Here is a 16,385-nt window from a genome sequence, read left to right as displayed (position 1 = left end):
TTTGACGACCGGGACCAGGCCAAGAGCCGGCCTGCACGTGAGCATCTCCCGCCGCCGACACCGAATATGGCTTTTCCGGCAAGTTCGAAATACCCCCTTCTCTTCTTCCGCAGAGGGGAGGTCCCCTTCGCCTTTCCGATTTGACGTCATCCGCACTTGACCATCCCTGATTTCTCAACTACACTTACAGCATCATGCTCGACTCGCTTGTCAACCCCTCTTCCATCGCGGTCATCGGTGCATCCCAGGACTCACGCAAAGTCGGTCACGCCGTTCTGCAGAATCTCATCCGGTTCAATTTTCAGGGCAGGCTCTATCCCGTCAACCCGTCGGGCGGGAACATCCTGGGGCTGAAGGCTTATCCGAGCGTCGCCGCGATCTCCGGACCGGTCGACCTCGCGATCATCGCGATCCCCGCGGCGTTCGTTCCCAATTCCCTCAGGGACTGCGCGGCCGCCGGGATCCGTTCCTCAATTGTTATAAGCGCCGGTTTCAAGGAAGCGGGCAAGGAGGGGACGCTCCTTGAAGAGGATCTCAAGAAGATCAGCAGGGAGCGGAAGATCCGGATCCTCGGACCAAATTGCCTCGGGCTGATCAATACGGCGAACAGCATGAACGCCACCTTTGCAGCGGACATGCTCCCCCGAGGCAGGATCGCCTTCTTCTCGCAGTCAGGCGCCATGGGCATCGCTATCATGGACTGGGCCATCGGGAACGGGGTCGGGTTCTCCAAATTCGTCAGCCTTGGCAACAAGGCGGACCTGTCGGAGATCGACTTCATCGAGTACTTCATGGACGATCCCGAGACGAACCTCATCCTGGGCTATATCGAGGATGTGGTGGAAGGCAAGCGGTTCATGGAGGTAGCGCTCAAGGCAACGAAGCTTAAGCCGATCATCCTCCTGAAGTCGGGAGGCACCGAGGCGGGGGCGCGGGCGGCATCGTCGCACACCGGCGCCCTTGCCGGCTCCGATGTCGCCTTCAATGCGGCATTCCGCCAGACCGGGATCATGCGGGCCCAGGGAGTACAGGACCTGTTCGACACGGCCCTCGCCTTTTCCGAGGGCAAGATCCCGGCGGGCAACGGCCTGCTTGTGGTAACCAACGCAGGCGGCCCCGGCATCATCGCCGCGGACACCGCAGAGAAGCTCGGCGTCGATCTGCCGCACATGACCCGGGAAAGCATTATGGCCATGGCAAGAAAGCTTCCGCCCAACGCCACCGTCTTTAACCCCGTCGACGTGATCGGCGACGCCACCTCGGACCGGTATGCGGCCGTGCTGGAGCAGGCGACCCGCGATCCGAACGTGGACGGCATCCTGGTCATCCTGACGCCCCAGGCCATGACGGACATCGAACGGACAGCCGATGTGGTGATCGCGGCCGCGAGATCGACCGAAAAGCCCGTGATCACCTCCTTCATGGGCGAGAAGCGGGTGCGGCCGGCGATCGAGCGGCTGAAGGCAGCTTCGCTTCCGAACTTTTCCTACCCCGAGCTTGCCGTGAAGGCCTTCAAGCGTCTGGCCGATCAGCAGGCGTGGATGAATGTCGTTCCGGAAGAGCTCAGCACCTGCTGGTACAATTTCGATGCCGCGGCGGAAGCGGTCGCGTCGATCCTGCGGTCCGGGATCTACCAAGTGGGCGAAGAGGAAGCCATGCAGATCCTCACCTTCTACGGCTTCCAGTTTCCCCGCCACGCCCTCGTAAAGACTTCGGCCGAGGCCGCCCGGGTCGCCGCGAAGATCGGCTTCCCCGTCGTGATGAAGATATCGTCGCCGGACATCCTGCACAAGACCGACGTGGGCGGCGTGCGCGTCAATATCAGGACCGGACAGGAGGCGGAAGAGGCCTTCACCGAGATCACGACGAACGCCCGGCGTCTCATGCGCGACGCCTTCATCAAGGGCGTGATGGTGTCCGAGATGGTGCAGGGGGGCAGGGAGGTGATCCTGGGCGTCACCTTCGACCGCACCTTCGGTCACATGATCATGTTCGGACTGGGCGGCATCTATGTGGAGGTCCTGAAGGACGTTTCCTTCCGCATCGTGCCGGTCGCCCGGCGCGACGCCGTGGCCATGGTGAACGAGATAAGGACAAGCGGCCTGCTGCGGGGGGCACGGGGTGAGAAGCCGGCGGATATCAATGCCATCGCGAACAACATCGTGCACCTGTCCTGCCTCATTTCCGATTTCCCCGAGATCCAGGAGCTGGACGTCAATCCGCTTCTGGTGGGGGAGCGGGGCGCCGTTGCCCTCGATGCACGGATCGTGTTCAGGCAGCCGGAAAAGTGACAGCATCAGCATTAAAGAGAAAAAGCGCTTTCGACGTCATCCGTCGATCGTCACTCTTGATAATCCGAGGAGGCTCTTCATGGTTCCTATTCTCATCGCATCCACAGCGGGTTACGCCGGCCGTACCTTTGTCGCGCTCGGGGTCGCGCTCAAACTGATCGAGCAGGGCTATCGGATCGGTTACATCAAGCCCCTGGGGAAAACACCGGTCAAGATGGGCAAGGAGGTCTACGATGCAACGGCGCTCTTCATGCGGCAATCGCTGGAGCTGGCTGAGCCGATAGAGGTCATCTCTCCCTTTGTCGAGACCTACGAGAACCTGACGCTGCTTCTGCAGGGGCAGCTCAAGGACGTGAACAAGCAGGTCCTGTCCGCCTATGGGACCCTGAAAAAAAAGGACTTCATCATCATCGGCGGCGCCGGCGACTTTTTCGATGGCTCGCTGCTCGGCCTCGACACGGTCTCGCTCGCCGAGGCCCTCAAAGCACGGGTCCTCGTGGTCGAAGCGTGGCGCGGGGACATCTCGGCCGACGCCCTCTTCGGAGCGCGCACCCTGCTCGGGAACCGGTTCCTGGGCGGAGTGCTGAACAAGGTGCCGGCAACGATGATGGACCACATCAAGACGACCGTGCGGCCGTTCCTGGAGCAAAAGGGAGTGCCTGTCTTCGGAGTGTTCCCCCGGGACAAGTTCCTGGAATCCGTGACCGTTGCCGAGCTGAATGAGACACTGAGCGGCAAGGTCCTCTGCTGCGAGGACCGGCTGCAGGAATTCGTCGAGAACTTCCTGATCGGGGCGATGGATGTCGACAGCGCGCTGAACTATTTCCGGAGAACGCCGAACAAGGCCGTCATCACCGGTGCGCACCGGTCAGACATCCAGCTCGCGGCGCTGGAGACGTCGACGAAGTGCATCATCCTGACGGGAGGGCTCCAGACCAATGAGGTCGTTCTCGGGAAGGCGCAGTCGCGCGGGGTGCCCATCCTGTCCGTTCCGGACGATACCTTCAGCGCCATCAACAAGATCGAGCACCGCATGGGCAAGAGCAGCATCCTGGACGCCAAGAAGATCGGGCGCACCCGGGAGCTGATCGCCTCAGGTTTCGACATGTTCGGATTCCTCCGGAAGCTGGACAAGGTGTGATGCGGCATCATCGTACGCAGGAGGTGACCCATGCCTGAAAGAACGATCATTATCATCGGGGGAGGGATCGCGGGCCTCTCTGCGGGCTGTTACGGCCAGATGAACGGATTCCGCACGCATATCTTCGAGATGCACAAGAAGAAGCCGGGCGGGCTCTGCACCGCCTGGAAGCGGCAGGGATATACGGTGGACGGGTGCATCCACTGGCTGGTCGGCTCCGGTCCGCAATCCGGCTTTTACCGGATCTGGCAGGACCTCGGTGCGCTCGAGGGCACGGCCTTCGTCGATTACGACGAGTACGCGCGGTACGAAGGAGCGGATGGAAAAACATTCATTGTCTCGACCAACATCGACAGGCTGGAGCAGCACCTGCGGGAAATCGCTCCGGAGGACGGCGGCGTCATCGACGAGTTCATCACCGCCGTTCGCAGGTGCACCCGGATGGAACCGCCGCTGAAAAAGGCCCCCGAGGTATCGAACCTCTTCGACCTCCTGAAGCTGGTTGTCACAAAATTCCCGCTTCTGCGTATGCTCTGGAAATGGAACCGGATCTCCCTCAGGGAGTTCGGGGAGCGGTTCAGGGACCCGCTGGTGCGGAAAGCGTTTTCGCAGCTCTTTCAACCGGACTTCCCCATGTCCTTCATGCTCATGACCCTTGCCTTGATGCACAACAGGGCGGCGGGGTACCCGCTCGGAGGGTCGCTCGAGTTCGCCCGGTCCATCGAGAAGCGCTATCTCACGCTGGGGGGCGAGATCCAGTACAAGGCAAAAGCGGCGAAGATCCTGACCGAGAACGGCCGCGCCGTGGGCATCCGGCTCGAGGACGGTTCGGAGCATCGCGCGGACTACGTGATTTCGGCGGCCGACGGCCACGCGACCATCTTTGAAATGCTCGAAGGGAAGTACCTGGACGACGTGATCAGGGGCTACTATGAGAAGCTGATCCCCTTCCCGCCCCTCGTGTACATCGCGCTGGGCGTGAACAGGACCTTTCCCGATATCCCTCCGTCAACAAGCTTCGCCCTGGAACTCACGAGGCCCTTCATGGTCGGCGGCGTGGAGCACGAGTTCATTCCTGTGCATATCTACAATTACGATCCCGTGCTGGCACCCGAGGGCAAGACCCTGCTGGTCGTGATGCTGCGGACCGACTTTGAGTATTGGAGAAGTCTCCGTGAGCATGACGACCGCTATAAAGCCGAGAAGGAAAAGGTTGCTGACGGGATCATCGCGATCCTCGACAGGCGGTTTCCCGGCCTGGCCGGCCAGGTCGAGATGCGGGATGTGGCATCACCGACGACCTTCGTCCGGTACACGGGGAACTGGAGGGGCAGTTTCGAGGGCTGGCAGGTGACCCCCCGGACCTGGTTCTTCGGAAAGCCCATGCGGAAGACCCTGCCGGGGCTGGACAATTTCTACATGGCCGGACATTGGGTGGAGCCCGGAGGCGGACTGCCCTCGGCCGCGATGTCAGGCCGGAACGTGATCCAGATTATCTGCAAAAAGGAAAAAGTGCGCTTTGCGGTCAGCTCCTGATGCACGATTGAAGCACAATGGCCGGGTTTCCTCAATCGCCGCCCTATTCATCAGGATGATACTGTGTGCAGATTCTCGCCTTGCCCTTCCCTGAAATCCTGCACACGCTCAGGATGAATGCTTGCGGGAGCAATTCATCCGCCTGTCCGGATTGCTGCAAAGTCCTCAGCTCCTCATCCCGTCTTGACACCCGATTCCTTTAATGATAGGGTTGTCCATGCTTGTCTACCTGAACGGCAACCTTGTTCCGAAAGAGGATGCGAGGGTGTCCGTCTTCGACCACGGCTACCTCTACGGCGACGGCATCTACGAGACCCTGCGGGCGTACGACGGGATGCTCTTCCTCGCGGACAAGCACCTGCTGCGGCTGAAAAGCTCCGCCGATGCCATCTCCCTCAACCTTCCCCTTCCTCTGGAGCATATCGGCAAGGCGCTGCTGGACACCATCAGTGCGAACAAGCTGGGCGATGCTTACGTCCGCATTCAGGTTTCCCGGGGGACCGGAGAGATCGGGCTTGACCCCGCCCTCTGCCCGGCCCCGACCATGGTGATCATCGCGAAGCCGTTCACGGCGTATCCGGCTGGCTACTATGAACGCGGAGTCTCCGTAGCGATAGTGAAGACGCGCCGCAATCATCCGCTCGCCCTTAACCCCTCGATCAAGGGGACGAACTTCCTGAACAACATCCTTGCCAAGATCGAATCGATCCGTGCGGGAGCATACGAAGCGATCATGCTGAACTGGGAAGGCTATGTCGCGGAGGGCACGATCAGCAACATCTTCCTGGTGAAGGCCGGAGTTCTCTACACACCCCACCTCCGGACCGGCATCCTGGAAGGCGTCACGCGGGGGCTTTTGCTGGAGCTTGCCGGCAAGGAATCGATCGAGACGAGGGAGGCGCCGATCCTCCCCCGGGACCTCTACGAAGCAGACGAATGTTTCATTACGAACACGACGATCGAGGTCATGCCGGTCTCTACGGTCGATGGCCGGCCCGTGGGGAAGGGGACGCCTGGCCCGGTTACGTCGGTCCTGCGGAGGGCCTATCAAGACGAGGTGCGTCGATGTTTGAAGACGAAATCCAGCTAGCCCAGCTCATCGATCATACGGTCGTCGGGCCGGAAACGACGATCGACGATGTCGCCCGGGCCTGCAAGGACGCGAAGCGATACGGATTCGCCTGCGTTGTCGTGAGCAGCTGCCACGTTTCCCGGGCCCGCGAATGGCTGTCCAACAGCCTGATCAAGGTCTGCAGCGTGGTCGGCTTTCCCCACGGAGCAAGCACGACGACCGTAAAGATCGTCGAGGCCATGGAAGCGATGAAGAACGGGGCCTCCGAGCTCGATATCGTGGTCAACGTGGGTATGGTGAAGTCGGGGAAATACGATTTCGTGGAGATCGACGTCAAGAACGTTATCGCCATGACGCCGCAAAAAGTGCACAAGGTCATCATCGAGACCGGCAGCCTCACCTCCGACGAGATCGTTCGCGTCTCCAAAATAGCCGCAAAGGCCGGAGCCGAGTTCGTCAAGACTTCGACCGGTTACGGCTCCCGGGGTGCAAGCGTCGAGGACCTCCGCCTCATCCGTGAGGCCGTCGGCTCCCAGTGCCGCATCAAGGCATCGGGCGGGATCCGCGACCTTGCCGCTGTCTCCGCGCTCATTGAGGCCGGAGCGGAACGCATCGGGACCAGCGCGGGGCCGGCGATCATGGAGGAGTATTTGAAAAGCAGAAAGTAGTTTCACGTGACAGGAGACCCTTCTGCGAACCAGCGCCCTCGGCGTTCTCCGCTCATTCTGAACTGCACTCGAACACCGCGGAATGCCCGCCCGGTGGTCATCTTCCTATTCCCTTGTCCCCGTCACCGACAGCGATGTTCATTGTTAGCCACACTGACAGACACAGTTCTTGCCCGGGATCGGACCGGATGACTTTTCCTGAGACAGGTCCTGCTCATCCCAGCTCATGATCCGCGCTACGCTCAAGGCCATCAGGACCGCGATGCCGGTCATAATAGGCCAAGCCCACCCCATCGTCCATTCGAGGATATCTACCGGTTTCATGATCGATCACTTCCTTTTGACGATTCTCCGCTTCAATTTAAACTTCACTAACGAGCTTTATTTATTCTTGCCTCCCTTGGTTTCCCCCTCGATTCGACAAGCTCCTGGAACCGCATTGCCATTTCGGGTCCGTCCTCGTGTTTAAAGAACACGAAGGCCCTCTCCCATTTTTGCGAGAGGATCTTTTCCAACCATTGCGACATATCAGCATCCGCGTAATCGGAACGGCGCAGGCGCAGGTACCCCCATGGCGCAGTGCTGATAATTTCCTGGATCGGGTTCTCGTCAGTATCCTCGATGCACCAGCTGCATCCTTTTTCACGAAGGAGGTCCAGAGTTTCAGCATCGAGCCAGGTCGGGCTGCGGAAATCGAATGCGCAGGCCGTGTTGTCAGGAATCAGAGGGAGAAAGTCTGCCAGCGCAGGCCGGTCCTCACGAAAACTCTTAGGAAACTGAAACAGGATCGGCCCCAGCTTTTTGTCCAGAATTGACAGCGACCTGAAGAGGTACCCGGTCTGCTCGAACACATTCCGGAGCTGTTTCATATGCGTTATGACCTGGGGCGCTTTGAGCGCGAACACAAAATCATCGGGGACCTGTTCCGCCCAGGACGTCAGTACGCTCTCTTTGGGCATGTGATAAAAGGTGTTATTGATCTCAACCGTGTTGAGGCGTTCGGCATAGAAGCGAAGCATGTCCTTGGGCGAGATCTTTTCAGGATAGAATTTCCCATTCCATTCCTTATGCGCGAACCCGCTTGTACCGACGTGGATTTTCATGATCTACCTCCTCATACATTCGTAAAAACAAAGCCCTGCACCTTGATGTCCTGAAGAACGCCAAGAAAAGACAATACGCATGAAACCACGGGTCCGCTTCGCGGACACACCGAGAAACATAAACACCGATTTGAATCCTGAACCTAAAAAATAGTATTTACCCGTGTGCGGCGAAGCCGCCTGTGGTTAAGGTCCTCCCCCGTCGCCTATCAGTGGTTTCTCGCTCACTACTTCGCGGGCGGCTTTGTCCTCGCGCAGCCGCAGGAAAACGGGCTGCCTCATGACATCGTCTTCAGTCCAGCCGGACAAACCAACCTCACAGACCAGCTCCGGCCTGACCCAGGTAACGCGGGCATTGGTCTCCGGAGTCACCTTAAAAGGACATTCTTTTTGGATCAGGGGCGCCAATTGTTCGTGGATATCCTTTAGATCTCTCTCCGAGAACCCGCCTCCGACGTGACCGATGTACATCAATTCGTCCCCATCGAAGAGGCCCAGCACAAGTGCGCCGAAATGTTTTCTCCCACCGCCCGGTTCCGTGAAACCAGCGATCACGCCCTCCTGGGTGAGCCGTGTTTTCACTTTCAGCCACTGCCGGCTTCTTCTGCCCGCGTCGTACAGGCTTTGAGCCTGCTTGGCGATGATCCCTTCCAGGCCCTTTTCCCTGACGACGTTGTAAAACAAGACGCCCTCTTTCCCGATGTGATCGCTGAACCGTATTTTTGGGGAAGAGGGGAGAATTCTTTTCAAGAGTTCTTTCCTCCTGAGCAGGGGCAGGCCGGTCATATCATGTCCCTGGAAGTGGAGGAGGTCGAAAACGTGGTAGAGCAAATGACCGCTTCCGAGGTCCTGGTAATGTTGCAGCATCTGAAAATCAGGCCTGCCCTGATCGTCCACCACGACGATTTCGCCGTCCAGCACAGCGTTAGATCCGAATTTTCGAAGCGCCGCCACGATAGGAGAGAATTTCTTGTTGAACGAGATTCCATTTCGCGAATAGAGGGAAACGCCGTCGTCCCGGACTTCGGCTAAGGCGCGGTATCCGTCCCATTTCACTTCAAAGATCCAGTCCGGATGATCAAAGGGTGACTCGGCCACGGTCGCGAGCATCGGTCGTACAGCCTTTCGCATCGGCCTGATCGGCGCGTCCTTCAGGTCCTCGCTTTCCAGTGCTTCGTGCACACGGATCTGGATTGATTTTTTTTGCTTGAACGATTTAGCCGTGTTGGTCTCGAGCATCTCCTCCAGCGTCTTATGGGACACTACGGAGCGGTTCTCCTTAAGAATATCTTCCTTGGCAGAGTCCCGATCTTTTTTCTTCAAGAGCAGCCACGACTTTCCGTCCCTGCCCATCTTTACCAGCGCGAATTCACCGTGAAGTTTTTCCCCTTCGAGTATGAACTTTATATCTCCATTTTTAAATCCCTCCAGAAGGAGCTTCTCGCTTTCGTCCTTGTCGTTCGTGGCGGGGTGATGATAATAGCCCTTGTCCCAGATGATGACGCTTCCTGCACCGTAATTGTGCTCCGGGATAACGCCCTCGAAATCCCTGTAATCGAGGGGGTGGTCTTCAACCAAGACAGCCAGGCGTTTCAAGGAAGGGTCAAGCGATGGACCTTTCGGCACGGCCCAGCTTTTCAGCACCCCTTCCAACTCCAGCCTGAGATCATAATGAAGGGCCCGTGCCGCGTGCTTATGAATGACGAACTTGAGGCGGCCCCCCTCATGTTGAAGGCCCGGTTTCGGTTCGGGTGTTTTCTCGAATTCCCGTTTGGATGCGTATTCCTTTAATCCCCTTTCCATGTCTCGTCGCTTACCTCTGTGCTCTCCTCGCCTTCGCGTGAGACGACTTTTGGATCCCGCTTTTGTTCTGGCCTTTATAGATGAGGCAGTTTCTGTTCTTTCACGAGCACCTCTTGAAAAAGGTCTCCCTTTTCTTCCGCCCTGCGAACAGCTTCCGAATGCATGACCTGCAGCCTTTCCGGGTCGCCAAGCCCGGCCAGATTCTCAAGTTCCTCCCATTCGAGCGGAAACGAAACATACGGTTTTTCCCGGGCGCGCAGGGAATAAACACAGATCATCGTTTTCGAAGCGTCATTCTGGGACCAGTTGATGAATATCTTTGCTTTCCGCTCCTGCTTCGCCATTTTTGCGGTCACCAGGTCCGGATAATGTTTCTGCATGATTTCTGCAACGGCTTTTGAAAATGTCTTCGTATCTTCAAAGGTCGTCTCCTTGCGGTTCAAGGGGACAAATACATGGAGCCCCTTTTGCCCCGAGGTTTTTGCATAGCCAACAAGCCCCATGCGGGAGAGCAGGTCCCGAAGGATGAGCGCCACTCGGGCACAATCGAGAATGTTCGCCGGCTCGCCGGGATCGAGGTCGAAGACCATGGAATCGGGCGTCTGAGACGATCCGGTCCTGGCCAGGGGCACATGGAGTTCGAGAGACGCAAGGTTCTCGGCCCAGATCAGCGTTTCCAGGTCGTTGACCATGCAGACCGTCATCGGTTCTCCGCCTTCCTGGGGGACCTCCGCCGTTTTCACCCAGGCCGGATGGTGAGAAGGACAACGCTTCTCGAAAAAGAAATCCCTTTCCACCCCCTCGGGATAGCGTTTTAATGTCAGTGCCCGGTCTTTCAAATGGGGCAGGATGAACGGGGCAATCCCGCGATAGTATTCCAGGATGCGGGCCTTCGTGAAACCATAAGAGGGATAGAGGTCCTTTTCAAGGTTCGATAAAGGGAGTCTCCTCCCTTCCATTTCGACAAATGTTCTGCTCACCTGTTCTCCTTCACTTTCCTCATGCTCTCCTCCAGCGCAGCGACCAGATCGGCCGGACCCTCTCCCTCTTCTTCCGCCACTGCAGGAGCCTCGACCGGGGCCTTCTCTTTTGCCTTCGCTTCCAGGAGAGCCACGAGCTTTTTGCGGCGCTCGTCCGCATATTTCCCCGGATCAAAGTCTTCGATCATCTGCTCAATGCTTTTTTGCATTCTGCTTTCCTCTTCGGCCTCGATCTTTCCTTTCTTCGGTGAAATGTCTTCATCGGGAAGTATTTCGTCGCTGTAATGAAGTGTGGTCAGGGCCAGCGCTCCCTCTTTGCTCGTCACCGCCACCAGATACTCGCGTTCAGCCAGCACGAACTTCGCGAGCCCGGCCTTGTTTGTCCGGTGCATCACCTCGACCAGCAGCTGATAGGCTTTTTCGCCCCCTTTCGAAGGAACGAGGTAGTAAGGGTGATCATAATAGATCGGGTCTACTTCCTTCATATCGATGAACTCGAGGATCTCGATCGTGCGGCTCCGTTCCGGGGACACGGATTCCAGCTCCTCGTCCGTCATCAGTATGTATTTGTCGGGCACGATCTCGTATCCCCTGATGATCTCATCCGCGGGGACCATTGCTCCCTCTTTCGGACAGAACATTCTTCGCGACAGAGGAGAGTAATCCTTGCTGTGGAGCAGGTGAAAGGAGATATGGCCGGGCCTTATGGCCGTAACCAGGCGTACCGGTATGGCCACCAGGCTGAAACTGATCGTCCCGCTCCATATTCCCTGAACTGCCATGTCATTCTCCTGCTTGACGTCTAAACGGTAACCACAGAGACCATCGAGAATTTCGAGATCGATTTATTTTTAAGGATTCCTCATTCTCTGTCTCCTCTGGGGTTAGAAGCTTTCCTATCAGGCGGCTTTTTTCAGACTCGCTTCAAGTGCCTGAAGCAGCTGGTCTGATTCTGTTGGTTTCAGTCTCCTGGGGGTCAGGAGCGTAACGTCTTCCCCGCGGGCTTTTTTCTCGATCATATCCTGCAGCTTCTTCTGATGCTCGTTTTCGAACTTCTGCGGCTCGAAAGGAGCGGTCAACTTGTCGATCAGTTCGCTCCCGATCTTCAGTTCTTTCTCCGACAGGGGAGCTTGCTGCAAGGCAAGCGATGCCACCGGTACCACTTCGTCGGCATGCCGCAGCGTATTCAGACGAAGACCTTTTCCGCTCGCCTGCAAGGCCCCGAGATAGGACCGCTTTCTCATGGTCCACGTGCAGATGCCTTCCACCCCCATCTCTTTTAAGGCCCTGACAAGCGCGCTGTATCCTTTTCCCTGAATGTTCGTACTATCCGGCTCCAGGTAGTAGACACGGTCAACGAAGAGCGGGTCGATCTGTTCGGTTTTGACGAATTCATGGACCTCGATCATCCGGCTGCCTTCCGGAGCCGATCGTTCGAGCTCCTCCGGATCGACGATGATATATTTCCCGTCCTCTACTTCAAACCCTTTGGCTTGCTCTTCCGCGGACACCGGCAGTTTTTCATAGGCACAGATCATCTGCTGGCGCAACCGTGCCTGATCCCGGCTGTGCAGGAGGTGAAACTGGATCCGCTCTTCCCTGACCGCGGTGTGCAGCTTCACGGGCACGTCCGAATCCCCAAAATGAATGAATCCCTTCCAGATCGTTCCTCCGGCCATTAAAAATCCTCCCATCTTCTCTTATCCGTGTAATCCCGAGCAGGCGAAATGGGACAATTCAAATCCTTTATTTATAGGGTACCACCGGCTTGTGCAGTCGTCAACGCCACCCGTTGGCGGGAAACTGCGATTATTGATACGAAGGTTGCAGGAGGGGGGCTACAACGGCGTCTTAGGATTTGCCTGCCGCATGTTCCGCTTTCAGTTCCTTCGCAATGACGGTCAGCGCAACGCCGCCGAGAACCAGCATTGAGGCGATCACCAGCCGAAGTGTAACGACCTCTGCCAGGAAGATGACCCCTCCGAACGCGGCGAGGACCGGCACCGAGAGCTGGACTGTTGCGGCACGGGTCGAGGACAGGCCCTGCAGAGCCGCGTACCAGATGACGTACCCGATCCCCGAGGCAAGCGACCCGGACAGGATTGCGAGCAGAATGCCCCTCGGCTCGGCATGGAGGCCTTGAACGCTGGCCGTCCAGACCACGAGAGCGAACGGCACGGCTCTGATGAAGTTTCCCGCTGTGCGGGAAGCCGGGTCTTTTGCCCCGCGGCCCCGCAACGAATAGAGGCCCCAGGCCATGCCGGCCACTGCCATGAGGAGGGAGCCGCCGGGCGAAGGCGCAGCTATCCCGGGGAAGACGAGGTAGATCAGGCCCGCGAGTGCGATCACCAGGCCCGCCCATTGCAAAACGTGAGGCCGCTCGCCGCTCCGCAGACCGGAAATGATCATCGTGGCCTGGACGGCACCGAAGAGAATGAGAGAACCGGTCCCCGCGCTCAGGCTGAGGTAGGCAAAGGAAAACGCGACGGCGTACAGAAAGAGCTGAAAACCAGAGGACCAAGTACCGGCAGTCAGAGCATGATAGCCGCGCAGAAAGAGCGTAAGCATCGCGAGGGTAACTGCCCCGGAAGCAAGTCGGATGGCGGTGAAGCTGGCAGCATCGACCGTATGTGCTCCGAGAGCCATGCGACAGAGCACGGAGTTGGTGGCGAATGCTGTCATGGCGACCGCGGTCAGGAGCCAGGTCCGTGCCTGTCCCTTCTGTTCATCCAAGTGCCGCCTCCTTTCCCGGTCCTGCCGATGCTGTCTTGGGGTTCAGATTCAATATAATTATAGACAATTATTGGCAGCCTTTTTCCGGATGCAGTAGCTCCCATCTCCGACTCTCCTTGCCCTTTATTTGTATATAATGGAAAACAGGGAGATGAGCTGTTCATTTATCCGTGATACAAGATCAGGATCGGCGGCTGCAGACAGGCGGAGGGGCAGAAGAACTACTATCAAGATTTCGATGTTGTTGAGGTCCGGCAGACATTCTCCCTGCCGGGATGGATCGAAAAGCTCGAGAAGTGCCATGCAAACGCTTCCCGGCATGATCAAGCAAAAAAAGGGCGTATGTCCTTTTCAATACCCTTGATATGCTGTATGATGCCAGGCAGTTTCAGAAATCAGCGCATGTACATGACCGAGGAAGTGTATCGCTATTTTTAGGGAAAGGAACGCAAATGACCGTTTCCTCATTGAATGAGGAAAAACCCTTCTGGCAGCAATCCATTCCCGAGCTCTCGAAACAGCTGAACGCGACCTTGGCAGGGCTCACGAACAGCGAGGCAACGGACCGGATGAAGCAGTTCGGCCCGAACATGCTGCGGCCGCCGCGGAAACGCGCCCTGCTCCTTCAGTTCCTCGCCAGGTTCAAAAACCCCCTCGTCATCATCCTGCTCATCGCCAGCGCCGTCTCTGCGTTCACCGGCGATGTGACCAGCTTCCTGATCATCGGCTCCATCGTGGTCATGAGCGTGACCCTGGATTTCATCCAGGAGCATCGCGCAGGCAAGGCTGCGGAAGCACTTCGTCAGTCAGTGGCGATCCGCGTCCAGGCGCTGCGCGACCGGAAGAGCATTGAAATCCCCGCCGCAGCACTCGTGCCAGGGGATGTGGTTCTTCTTTCCGCAGGCGATCTGATACCCGGCGACGGACGAGTGCTTGTTGCTCAGGATTTCTTTGTGAAACAGGCGCTCCTGACCGGTGAACCCTATCCTGTTGAAAAGTTCCCGCGTGACCTGCCCGACGCGGGGCAGGATATGGCGGCCGCAGTGAACTCCGTTTTCATGGGCACGTCCGTGTTGAGCGGCTCTGCCACGGTGCTCATTTGCCGCACGGGGCCGAACACTGCCCTGGGCGAGATCTCGGATACGCTCACCGCCAAGGCGCCTCCCACCTCTTTTGAGCAGGGCACGCAGCGCTTCGGACTCCTGATCATGCGGTTTACGATCCTGCTCGTTCTCTTTGTGGTCCTGGCCAATGCCTTTTTCCGCCGGCCCTGGCTCGAATCCTTCCTCTTTGCCGTGGCTCTTGCGGTGGGACTCACGCCCGAGCTTCTGCCCATGATCGTTTCCGTGACCCTGGCACGGGGCGCCATGCGCATGGCAAAGAAAAAGGTGATCGTCAAAAGGCTCGAATCCATCCATAACCTGGGGAGCATGGATGTGCTGTGCACGGACAAGACCGGCACGCTCACCGAGGCCCGCATCCATCTTGAGCGCCACGTGGACGCTCTCGGCCGGGACAGCAGCCGCGTTCTCGAGCTCGCCTATCTGAACAGCTTCTTTGAATCCGGGCTGCGGAGCCCGATGGATGACGCCATTCTCGAGCACAAGGAGATAGACGTCGCAGCCTGGAAGAAGATCGACGAGGTCCCCTTCGATTTCGAGCGCCGCCGGGTCTCCGTGATCATTGACAACGGCAGGGACAGGCTCCTCGTTGTAAAAGGGGCACCTGACGATATCCTGGGCTTCTGCATCCACTGCGAGGAGCAGGAGGCAGAGTATCCCACGCCAATGGACGAAGCCTCGCTGGCCCGGGTCCGGGCGCTCCACGAGACGTTCGCCCGTGACGGGTTCCGGGTGCTCGGCGTCGCCTGGAAAAGGGTGGCGCAGACAGAACATCACGCCGTAGTGAATGATGAAACGGAACTGGTCTTTGCCGGTTTCGCAGCCTTTCTCGACCCGCCGAAACAAAGCGCCCAGGCGGCCCTGGCCAAACTGACGAACGCGGGGGTGGCGGTCAAGGTCGTGACCGGAGACAACGAACTCGTAACCCGTCATATCTGCGAGAAGCTCGGCCTGCCCATCATCGGCATATTGACCGGTGCTGAAATGCAGGGCATGGACGATCAGGCGCTCGCGGCCTGCGTGGAGAATGTGAACCTCTTCTGCAGGGTCAACCCCTCGCAAAAGAACCGGGTCATCCTTGCCTTGAAGCAGCGGGGCAGGGTGGTCGGGTATCTGGGCGACGGCATCAATGACGCTCCCTCGCTCCATTCAGCGGACATCGGCATTTCCGTGGACAGCGCCGTGGACGTGGCAAAGAGCGCGGCGGAGATGATCCTTTTGGAACAGGACCTGAACGTGCTCCACGAAGGGGTCATGGAAGGCAGGCGCACCTTCGGCAATATCATGAAATACATCATGATGGGAACGAGCTCCAATTTCGGGAACATGTTCAGCATGGCTGGAGCGACGCTCTTCCTGCCCTTTCTTCCCATGCTGCCGGTGCAGATCCTCTTGAACAATCTCCTCTACGACGTTTCGGAGATCCCCATCCCCCTCGACAGCGTCGACGAAGAATATCTCTCCCAACCCCGGCATTGGAACATGAATTTCATCCGCAACTTCATGCTCTCCGTGGGGCCGGTGAGCTCGGCTTTCGACTTCCTGACCTTTTTCATCATGCTGAGCGTGTTCCATGCCGGAGAGCAGCTTTTTCATACCGGCTGGTTCATCGAGTCAATGGCAACGCAGGTGCTCGTCATCTTCATCATCCGCACCCGGCGTAATCCGTTCAAAAGCCGTCCCAACGTCTGGCTTGCGCTCTGTTCTCTTTCGGTCGTGTGCCTTGCCGTGGCCCTTCCGTTCACACCGCTTGGCACGTACCTCGGGTTCGTCCCGCCGCCTTTATCGTTCTTTGCGATCCTGGCAGGCCTGGTGCTTTTCTATCTTTTTGCGGTAGAAGGGATCAAGCAGTGGTTTTTCCGCAGCTTTGCAGATAGGTGAGATGCGTACTCCGAACTTAACTCACCCCGTCACGCTGTCGCATCTTTGTCATCCCG

General features: G+C 58.0%; 14 protein-coding genes. 6 read left to right on the top strand and 8 right to left on the bottom strand.

Annotation, left to right across the window (positions count from 1 at the left end; genetic code table 11):
- The first annotated feature begins 194 nt into the window (after nucleotides 1–194).
- The 5 genes from VL197_14115 to deoC all read left to right on the top strand — a co-directional run bounded on the left by VL197_14115 (nucleotide 195) and on the right by deoC (nucleotide 6,708).
- Nucleotides 195–2,291, top strand: a complete 2,097-nt coding sequence (locus VL197_14115) for an acetate--CoA ligase family protein (protein HUJ19114.1) — start codon at nucleotides 195–197, stop codon at nucleotides 2,289–2,291.
- 79 nt (nucleotides 2,292–2,370) lie between these two features.
- Nucleotides 2,371–3,432 (top strand): phosphotransacetylase family protein, encoded by a 1,062-nt coding sequence (locus tag VL197_14110; protein HUJ19113.1) that lies wholly within the window; start codon nucleotides 2,371–2,373, stop codon nucleotides 3,430–3,432.
- Between the two features lie 30 nt (nucleotides 3,433–3,462).
- A complete protein-coding gene (locus tag VL197_14105) occupies nucleotides 3,463–4,968 on the top strand; it encodes an NAD(P)/FAD-dependent oxidoreductase (protein ID HUJ19112.1) in 1,506 nt (501 codons plus the stop codon).
- A 217-nt stretch (nucleotides 4,969–5,185) separates the two neighbouring features.
- A complete protein-coding gene (ilvE, locus tag VL197_14100) occupies nucleotides 5,186–6,058 on the top strand; it encodes a branched-chain-amino-acid transaminase (protein HUJ19111.1) in 873 nt (290 codons plus the stop codon).
- Nucleotides 6,034–6,708, top strand: a complete 675-nt coding sequence (gene deoC / locus VL197_14095; protein ID HUJ19110.1) for a deoxyribose-phosphate aldolase — start codon at nucleotides 6,034–6,036, stop codon at nucleotides 6,706–6,708. The genes ilvE and deoC overlap by 25 nt, the downstream gene beginning before the upstream one ends.
- A 144-nt stretch (nucleotides 6,709–6,852) precedes the next feature.
- Here deoC and VL197_14090 read toward each other — a convergent pair whose 3' ends face one another.
- The 8 genes from VL197_14090 to VL197_14055 all read right to left on the bottom strand — a co-directional run bounded on the left by VL197_14090 (nucleotide 6,853) and on the right by VL197_14055 (nucleotide 13,630).
- Nucleotides 6,853–7,032 (bottom strand): hypothetical protein, encoded by a 180-nt coding sequence (locus VL197_14090; protein HUJ19109.1) that lies wholly within the window; start codon nucleotides 7,030–7,032, stop codon nucleotides 6,853–6,855.
- A gap of 47 nt (nucleotides 7,033–7,079) precedes the next feature.
- On the bottom strand, nucleotides 7,080–7,811 hold the full coding sequence (locus VL197_14085; GenBank protein HUJ19108.1) for a DUF72 domain-containing protein: 732 nt from the start codon (nucleotides 7,809–7,811) through the stop codon (nucleotides 7,080–7,082).
- Nucleotides 7,812–7,997: 186 nt separating this feature from the next.
- Entirely contained in the window at nucleotides 7,998–9,614 is a 1,617-nt protein-coding gene (gene ligD / locus VL197_14080) for a non-homologous end-joining DNA ligase (protein HUJ19107.1), read from the bottom strand.
- Nucleotides 9,615–9,688: 74 nt separating this feature from the next.
- Nucleotides 9,689–10,594 carry a non-homologous end-joining DNA ligase gene (ligD, locus tag VL197_14075; protein HUJ19106.1) on the bottom strand — a complete coding sequence of 302 codons (906 nt, stop codon included), beginning with the start codon at nucleotides 10,592–10,594 and terminating at the stop codon, nucleotides 9,689–9,691.
- Complete coding sequence (locus tag VL197_14070; GenBank protein HUJ19105.1) at nucleotides 10,591–11,376, bottom strand: Ku protein; 786 nt, start codon at nucleotides 11,374–11,376, stop codon at nucleotides 10,591–10,593. The genes ligD (VL197_14075) and VL197_14070 overlap by 4 nt, the downstream gene beginning before the upstream one ends.
- Nucleotides 11,377–11,493: 117 nt before the next feature.
- Nucleotides 11,494–12,273, bottom strand: a complete 780-nt coding sequence (locus VL197_14065; protein HUJ19104.1) for a Ku protein — start codon at nucleotides 12,271–12,273, stop codon at nucleotides 11,494–11,496.
- A 172-nt stretch (nucleotides 12,274–12,445) separates the two neighbouring features.
- Nucleotides 12,446–13,327 (bottom strand): DMT family transporter, encoded by an 882-nt coding sequence (locus VL197_14060; GenBank protein ID HUJ19103.1) that lies wholly within the window; start codon nucleotides 13,325–13,327, stop codon nucleotides 12,446–12,448.
- Nucleotides 13,328–13,450: 123 nt separating this feature from the next.
- Complete coding sequence (locus VL197_14055) at nucleotides 13,451–13,630, bottom strand: hypothetical protein (protein HUJ19102.1); 180 nt, start codon at nucleotides 13,628–13,630, stop codon at nucleotides 13,451–13,453.
- A 149-nt stretch (nucleotides 13,631–13,779) separates the two neighbouring features.
- Between VL197_14055 and mgtA the strand changes: the two genes are divergently transcribed.
- Complete coding sequence (gene mgtA, locus VL197_14050) at nucleotides 13,780–16,329, top strand: magnesium-translocating P-type ATPase (protein ID HUJ19101.1); 2,550 nt, start codon at nucleotides 13,780–13,782, stop codon at nucleotides 16,327–16,329.
- Nucleotides 16,330–16,385 lie beyond the last annotated feature (56 nt).

It is taken from the genome of Nitrospirota bacterium, assembly GCA_035516965.1.
Taxonomy (GTDB): Bacteria; Nitrospirota; UBA9217; order UBA9217; family UBA9217; genus MHEA01.
The sequence above is the reverse complement of the archived record's forward strand: the minus strand, read 5'-3'. Positions and strand labels throughout refer to the sequence as shown.